The sequence below is a fragment of the Lactobacillus xujianguonis genome (assembly GCF_004009905.1).
GTDB classification, from domain to species: domain Bacteria; phylum Bacillota; class Bacilli; order Lactobacillales; family Lactobacillaceae; genus Lactobacillus; species Lactobacillus xujianguonis.
Genome location: NZ_ML136917.1, coordinates 1 through 7,112 on the forward strand (window position 1 = coordinate 1; position 7,112 = coordinate 7,112).

Consider the following 7,112-nt stretch of genomic DNA (forward strand, 5'->3'; position numbering starts at 1 on the left):
CATCACCCGACGACAGTTAAGTATATTACTCGTTTTTCTTTCGCTTTGCAAGTCTTTTTTTTAAAACTTTTTTCAAAGCTCTTTCCGAGTTTTCTTGTCATCCCTCAAGACGACTTTATTAATTTACCCTACTTTTCTTTTTTATGCAAGCTTATTTTTCAATGAAATTTACGCTTATTCATGGTAAAGTTGATTACATCAATTACCGAAGGGAGTTTTTAAAATAGAAGAATTTGATTTGGCAGTTATTGGCGGTGGCCCAATTGGCCTCTTTGCTGCTGGTTATGCACAACTTCATGGCTTAAAAGTTGTCTTGTTCGATTCTTTAGATGAAGTTGGTGGGCAACCACAAATGCTTTATCCATTTAAGCAAATTATGGATATTCCTGCTTATAACGAAATTACTGCGAAAGAATTAATTAGCAATTTAAGGAAAGCCTTAACTAAACAAGTAACTATTAAAGTTAATCATCGCGTAAATGAAGTAATTAAAAACGAAACTGGTTTTAATATTGATCATCAGTTTCAAGTAAGAAGTATCATTATTGCAACTGGTAACGGTGCATTCAATCCTAAGAAGTTTCCTGTCAAAATGAACCCAGCAGCTGAACAGCGAGTTCATTATTTTGTTAAAGATCCTGCCATCTTTAAAGGACAAACCATTGGTATTTTTGGCGGAGGCGATTCTGCTTTGGACTGGGCATTAGAATTAGCAAACGTAGCTAAAGTAAAATTGATTCACCGTCGGCAAGAATTTCGCGGCTTAGAAAGTAGTCTGACCCGTTTAAAAAAGATGAAAAATGTCGAAATTTTGACCCCTTTTCTTCCTAAAGAGGCAAAAATAAGTAATAATCAATTACAAATCACCCTTAAAGAAGTAGGCAGCCAAGAAGTTCGGACAGAAAGATTCGATCAGATCTTAGTTGCATATGGTTTTAGGGCAGATAATCGTGTTGTCAAAAACTGGGGCGTCAACTTATCTGGGGCAAGAATTAAAGTTGGAGCAGAAATGAAAACCAATCTTGATGGCATTTATGCTGCCGGCGATGTTGCTACTTATCCTGGCCGAGTTCCTATCATCGGCGTTGGCTTTGGTGAAACACAAATTGCTATCAACGCAATTATGCGTGAGCTTTTCCCAGAAAAGACTTTAACTATTCATTCAACTAGCATGTAGGAGAAAAAATGGCTTTAATTGATTTTATCCTTCATATCGATGATCATTTAATCACGATTGTTAACCAATTTGGTGGCTGGACTTATTTGATTCTCTTTGCCATCATCTTTATTGAAACTGGTTTAGTCGTCTTTCCTTTTTTACCGGGCGACTCCTTAATTTTTGCCGCTAGTGCCATGGCAGCTAACCCGCGTTACCAATTAACCATCTGGTTAGTCTACGCAGTTGTGGCTTTAGCAGCTGTTGTCGGCGACAGTGTCAATTACCGTATTGGTGCTTGGTCTTCCCACGCTGATGAAAAGCATGCTTGGTTCAATAAACTGATCAACCAAGATAATCGGCTAGCTGCCGAAAAATTCTTTGAGCGCCATGGCCCCATTACGATTGTCATCGGGCGGTTTATTCCCTTTGTTCGGACCTTCGTCCCCTTTATCTCGGGAGCTAGCAAAATGCACTATGGCACTTTTATTACTTATAACATTATTGGTGGTTTGCTCTGGACTGGTTTATTTACCCTAATTGGCTTTTTCTTTGGCAATATTCCATTAGTCAAAGAGCACTTCTCACTAATTGTTTTAGCAATCATTTTAGTTTCAGTGGTGCCAATTGCAATTGTGGCTTTGAAGAAAAAAATCTCACTCAAAAAGGAGTTCCATTAATTGGAACTCCTTTTTTACTTTTGCAATAATTGTTCAGCAAAATATAATTCATAAATAATTCCGGCAACCGCAAAGCAGGCCGCAAAAAAGCCTTCGGTTAAAACATTGATAATTGGATCGGTTGCCGGATCAAATAACCAATTACTGCTGGCAAAGAATAGATGATGAAAGACAACGAAGAAACTATCAAAATTAGTTATGGCAAAAGGCAGAATGACAACCGGTAAAATCAAAAAAATTAATGCCCAAGTTTTGTCTAATTGAATAAAAGCGCGATTGCGACTTTTTTTAGCCCAAAAGTGCATGACCACACAGACAATAAAAACTGCAATCGCAAACAAAAAGAGTTTTTTACAATCCGCAAAATGCGCCGCCGCATCAGCAGATGTCGGCAAATTATCCATCTGTAATTTCTTTTTAAAGGGCCAAATCAAATACCATAAAAGTTGGTTATAATTATGCATCACTTGCATCACCGATAAATGTACGGTCGCGTAAGTCTTTTGCACTAAAGTAAAAACTAAGAGCAAAGGCCAGCTGGCAATAATTGCCCCCACTACACTACTAGCTAGTGCAAATAATAGGTGATACAAGACTACTACAGGATTAAAGTTTCTTTTCATAGTTTAAATTCATCTAAATTATTTACCAAAACAGTCGGTTGACGCTTACCCGCTAAATCTTCTCGGCGAGTAACACCAGTCAGTGTCAATAATTGATCAACATTACTATTGAATCCAGCGCGAATGTCGGTTTCATAATTATCACCAACCAGCATCGCTTCATCTTTAGAATGGTGAACTTTAGCCAAAGCCATCTCTACAATAATAGACTCAGGCTTACCAATATAAAGTGGACTCTGTCCACTTGCAGCAGCTACCATAGCACATTGGGAACCATTTCCTGGAATGAGTTCATCCCCTAAAGGCAAATTCAAGTCAGCATTTGTCCCAATAAAGGTTGCTCCATTTCTAATTGCCCGTGTAGCTACTCTGACTTTATGATAGGTTAAATCTTTATCCATTCCTACAATCACGTAATCAGGATTTTGCTCATTAATTTCAAATTCTGGATGGCTTAATAGTTCGGACCACAGGCCAATTTCACCAATAATATATAAACCAATCTTCTTTTTTTGGTCATGTTGCAAAATATAACTTGCCGTGGCCATACTTGGGGTATAGACATGATCTACATCAGTTTCAATGCCGTGGCTCCGCAATTTATCAACTACCATTTGCGGAGTCCGGGTAGTATTATTGGTCAAAAATAAATAGTCTTTCCTTGCTTGATCTAAGCGGTGAACAAAATCAACTCCAGTTTGAACAGTTTCTTCACCACGATAAACAGTCCCATCAAGATCAATTAAAAATACGCGATAGTCTTTCACTAGTTACTTTGCTCCTCTTTCTTTTTGATGACAAAGGCATGCTTATGACCGCGCCCTTTTTGGACAGCAATTACCTTCCGCTTAGGGAATTTGGCCTTATGTACACGCCGTTTTTTGAAATTATTCTTATGATGATTAGCATTATACTTACGCTTGTGACGGAAGTTATTGTGCTTATTGTCGCGATTCTGATAATTATGAACTGGTGAAATTAATTCTAAGACAAAATAAGCAGTTCCGGGATTACAATACTCAATTAGGTAATCCGCAATTGCTTTTTCTTTGCGATCAATTGCTGTACGCACGATATCTTTATAAAAACCTTTCAGCCGCAAATGTTCACTAGAAACATCCCCGACTAAAAAGTCATACTGATCTAAATATGGATCATACTTGCGCCTTAAGACCTCTAGATCAAGCGCATCTCCTTCATTCACAGCAATCCGGTAGAGCTGCTTATTAATTTTTACCTTGTCTTCGTTTTGAGCCACAACTGCCAGTGGATGACGCAGTGGCTGCTTTTTTTCAAAACGATTCTCCTTATTATTTTCTTTTTCTTCTGACATTTACTTCACTTCTCAGTTAATTGGATATTCTCGCTGCAAGTAGTCACCTACAACTTCTCGTAAAAATTGTGGGAATAAAAATTCATTGTCACCAACAATCGCTAAAGTTGGGAAAAATGGAATTAAGACATAGTGGTCTAAATTGGCAATTTGGTATTCTTGCAAAGGATCGACTTCTTTACCATTAACATAAACAATCCGCTTCTGATGATCAACTTCAATTCCCTTATAGTAAACCTGACCAAAAATCTTTCCGCGAAAGCTCATGCCTTGCAACTTGAAATGATCTAAATAATGCCGGTTCTTCTCAATTTCCATGACTAACCGCCATAAGTCGCTGCCCTTCAAGGTTGACCGGACAACATGCATTGGGTGCGGCAGAGCTTGCTGCAAATCATATTTAGTTAAAATTCCGCTCTTAAAAGGTGTAATAAATAAACCAGAACTGAGCATCGCCAAATCAGTGTGAGCGAAATCAGCAATCGCATCTAAAGAAACATGAATGGCCGCTTCCTTATCATCGGCGAACTTTTCGGGCAGACGAGCCACTTTTTCACTCTCCAAGATTTTTTGCCCTTCATCTAAATAACCTTGAATAACTTTGGCATCTTCTGGTTCAGCTGGCAGTGACGCCGTGGCTATAGTTTGCGGAACTATCTTTTTAACTTGATGATCTTCTAATTCAACATGAATATCACCAACATAATTACCCCATTTGCCAGTTTGAGTAATCCAAACACCGTTAACTTCTTCGCCTTTAGCAATTAAATCGTGACTGTGTCCGCCAACGATCAAATCAATTTGAGGATAATGCTTCGCTAGCCAGCGATCCATGGTCAAACCAATATGGGTCAACATAATTAGGACATCATATTTGCCCTCAATTTCTGGCAAAGCTTGATCCATTGTGTGATCAAGCATTTTGATATGCCAATGATTGGGACCATAAGTCATCGGATAAGCTGCAGTCAGCCCTACTAAAGCAATGCGTGTACCTTTTTTGGTAGTAAGTATTTCATAACTTTTAGCCCATTTCGGCATACTTTCGTCTTCTTCACGTAAATTGGCTAAAACAATGGGATACTTAACATGATCAAATAAATGTTCCAACACTTCATGCGAGTTAGAAATTCCTTCATTATTGCCAATTGTCCCTGCCGTATAATGAAACTGATTCATTAACTTAATATTTGCTTGTCCCTTAGTAGCGTCAGTTAACGGGTGCGAGCGATCCATAAAGTCCCCAGCATCAAAGGTGTAAACTTCATCGACACTAGTATCCGCTTGAGCTGCAGCTAAGTAGCGTCCAATTTTAGGGAAATGTTCAAAGTGTGAATGCAGATCATTAGTTTGTAAAATCCGAATTGTTTCCAACATGACAAATGCCTTTCTATTACCCGATCCGGTTAGATTTTAAAACCATCTTATAAGCATCTAAAACTTTACCTTTTGGCTTATCCCATTCAACCCACTTAGGATTTTTCCAATCATCTTCATTTAGTAAAGTTTGCAACTGGTAATTGGCATTGATGTATTTTTCATAAGTAATTAGCGGCTTGGTCCGGGCAATATTAACTTGTAAAATCTTTACCCGTTTAATATAACCGCGGTCCACCGCCAATTCAGCAATCCCGTTTTGGTCAATATTGGAGATTTCATAATACTTAGTACCGTCATTGCGGGTTACTTCTTCAATTAAATCTAACGTTTCATACTGCTGATCCATTAATTACACCTACTTATTCAAGATTAAATAGAAAAAAATGTGTAACCATGCTATTGTTAATATGCGATAGAGGTGTACACATGCAAATTAAAAGCCGACTTTTTTTTGCCCTGTTTTTTTGTTCAATCTTTTTTACAACTAGTGGTTTTACCGTTGTTGGCCACCGCGGCGATCCCATCAAATATCCTGAAGAAACGATTCAGGCTGATGATTCTGCCTTCAATTCTGGCGCCGACTACGTTGAACTCGACCTTCAGTTATCTAAAGATGGAATGCTCGTGATCGCCCATGATGATAATCTTGAGCGCGTTACTCATACAAATGTAATTGTATCACAAAATAACTTTGATACACTTAAACAGTTAAAGTATGACAACGGCGAACATGTCATGTCTCTGAATGAATTGTTTGAACATTATAAAAACCGACCAAATACCAAATTTATTTTAGAAACTAAAATCGATCACGGACTTAATCCTTCTTATGAATTAGAAGATAAAATCGCTGCGGTGGTCAAAGAATATCATATGCAAAAGCGCATTATGATCCACTCTTTCTCAGCTGCCAGTTTATTTCATTTTAGAAAAATTATGCCTGATGCTTATTTGATTTTTATTGTGGGGAGCTTAAAACGCATTAACTTCAGTATTTTACCACAAGTTAACGCCGTTAATGCTGCTTCAGATATTGTTCAGGAGCATCCCTTCTTAATTCACTGGTTACACAAACTGCATAAGCAGCTCTTTGTCTGGACCGAGATGGATGAATCGCCTAGTCTCTGGCAGTGGCTGATTAACCGCAATGTCGATGGCGTAGTAACTAATTTCCCAGCGACTGGTTTTAAATACAAATTAGCCAAAAGCGGAACGAAGAAATATGCCATTAATCGCTCTGGGATTTATTTTGGTAAAACTAAGACTGCGACAATGATGAACCCGTATGTCCGCATTAAAGAAAAAAAGTATGTTAAGCCAAATCAAAGAGTGAATGTAACCTACGGAGTAAGAGTAGACGATCGTTTGTATTATCAAATTGCAGAAAAGACTTTTATCTCTGCTGAGTTTGTTAACCTAGACTTACGCCAAAATGATATTGCGCCATATCAAGATAAAAAGATTATTGCTAAGCCGCATACCAAGGTGGCAATTTATCGTTATCCAGATAATCAAGCCAAAGCTAAAAAAGTGTTGCCAGCAAATCAGCTGTTCAAGATTCAGAACTTTAATGGAACGCCTAAAAATATGTGGCTTTACACTAAAGCGGGCTGGGTTAAGGCCAAAGATATTTTATTCTATGGCTTTTTCAAGCAGTCAGATTTTAAGCAGTATAATAAATTACCACGAGTCAGTCAGTATTCTAACTTAGTTTTACTGCCCTTTACTCCTGAAAAATTAGTTTATACACCGACTTACTTGGAAAGCCAAAAACAGATGAAACAAATTATTTATTAAAAAAGCAGCCCAATTGGGCAATGTCATTAAGTTAAGACATTGACTTTGAACGGGGAATGCTTTAGGACACTCATCTAAGTTTGATGAGTGTTTTTTTTGCTTAATTTTTGAAACCGCTTTACGCTATATTTGGTTAGAGATTT

At 37.8% G+C, this 7,112-nt stretch carries 8 protein-coding genes; 3 read left to right on the top strand and 5 right to left on the bottom strand.

All coding sequences use genetic code 11. The features are described from left to right. Positions 1-238: 238 nt before the first annotated feature. Positions 239-1,177, top strand: a complete 939-nt coding sequence (locus tag EJK17_RS10765) for an NAD(P)/FAD-dependent oxidoreductase (protein WP_236629397.1) — start codon at positions 239-241, stop codon at positions 1,175-1,177. An 8-nt stretch (positions 1,178-1,185) separates the two neighbouring features. Next, positions 1,186-1,836, top strand: a complete 651-nt coding sequence (locus EJK17_RS10770; RefSeq protein WP_103662650.1) for a VTT domain-containing protein — start codon at positions 1,186-1,188, stop codon at positions 1,834-1,836. A gap of 14 nt (positions 1,837-1,850) precedes the next feature. Here the strand turns inward: EJK17_RS10770 and EJK17_RS10775 are convergent, their stop codons facing one another. Genes EJK17_RS10775 through EJK17_RS10795 form a run of 5 tightly spaced genes read right to left on the bottom strand, consistent with a single transcriptional unit; the run spans position 1,851 to position 5,518 of the window. Further along, positions 1,851-2,459 (bottom strand): TIGR01906 family membrane protein, encoded by a 609-nt coding sequence (locus tag EJK17_RS10775; protein WP_103662649.1) that lies wholly within the window; start codon positions 2,457-2,459, stop codon positions 1,851-1,853. After that, complete coding sequence (locus tag EJK17_RS10780) at positions 2,456-3,226, bottom strand: TIGR01457 family HAD-type hydrolase (RefSeq protein ID WP_103662648.1); 771 nt, start codon at positions 3,224-3,226, stop codon at positions 2,456-2,458. Before EJK17_RS10780 ends, EJK17_RS10775 begins: the two co-directional genes overlap by 4 nt. Beyond that, positions 3,226-3,792, bottom strand: a complete 567-nt coding sequence (locus tag EJK17_RS10785; protein WP_103662647.1) for a YutD family protein — start codon at positions 3,790-3,792, stop codon at positions 3,226-3,228. Before EJK17_RS10785 ends, EJK17_RS10780 begins: the two co-directional genes overlap by 1 nt. Positions 3,793-3,804: 12 nt before the next feature. After that, positions 3,805-5,166 carry a bifunctional metallophosphatase/5'-nucleotidase gene (locus EJK17_RS10790; RefSeq protein ID WP_201738284.1) on the bottom strand — a complete coding sequence of 454 codons (1,362 nt, stop codon included), beginning with the start codon at positions 5,164-5,166 and terminating at the stop codon, positions 3,805-3,807. A gap of 19 nt (positions 5,167-5,185) precedes the next feature. Then, the gene (locus tag EJK17_RS10795; RefSeq protein ID WP_103662645.1) at positions 5,186-5,518 is read right to left on the bottom strand and encodes a hypothetical protein; all 333 of its coding nucleotides are present in this window, start codon (positions 5,516-5,518) and stop codon (positions 5,186-5,188) included. Positions 5,519-5,598: 80 nt separating this feature from the next. On the opposite strand from EJK17_RS10795, the gene EJK17_RS10800 reads away from it, so the two are divergent. Further along, positions 5,599-6,969, top strand: coding sequence for a glycerophosphodiester phosphodiesterase (locus EJK17_RS10800; protein ID WP_103662644.1), 1,371 nt, complete (start codon positions 5,599-5,601; stop codon positions 6,967-6,969). Positions 6,970-7,112 lie beyond the last annotated feature (143 nt).

What these genes read in the sequence shown, in the direction of transcription:
- EJK17_RS10770 (WP_103662650.1), top strand. Translation starts at nt 1,186, where the DNA reads ATGGCTTTAATTGATTTTATCCTTCATATCGATGATCATTTAATCACG.
- EJK17_RS10775 (WP_103662649.1), bottom strand. Translation starts at nt 2,459, where the DNA reads ATGAAAAGAAACTTTAATCCTGTAGTAGTCTTGTATCACCTATTATTT.
- EJK17_RS10785 (WP_103662647.1), bottom strand. Translation starts at nt 3,792, where the DNA reads ATGTCAGAAGAAAAAGAAAATAATAAGGAGAATCGTTTTGAAAAAAAG.
- EJK17_RS10795 (WP_103662645.1), bottom strand. Translation starts at nt 5,518, where the DNA reads ATGGATCAGCAGTATGAAACGTTAGATTTAATTGAAGAAGTAACCCGC.
- EJK17_RS10800 (WP_103662644.1), top strand. Translation starts at nt 5,599, where the DNA reads ATGCAAATTAAAAGCCGACTTTTTTTTGCCCTGTTTTTTTGTTCAATC.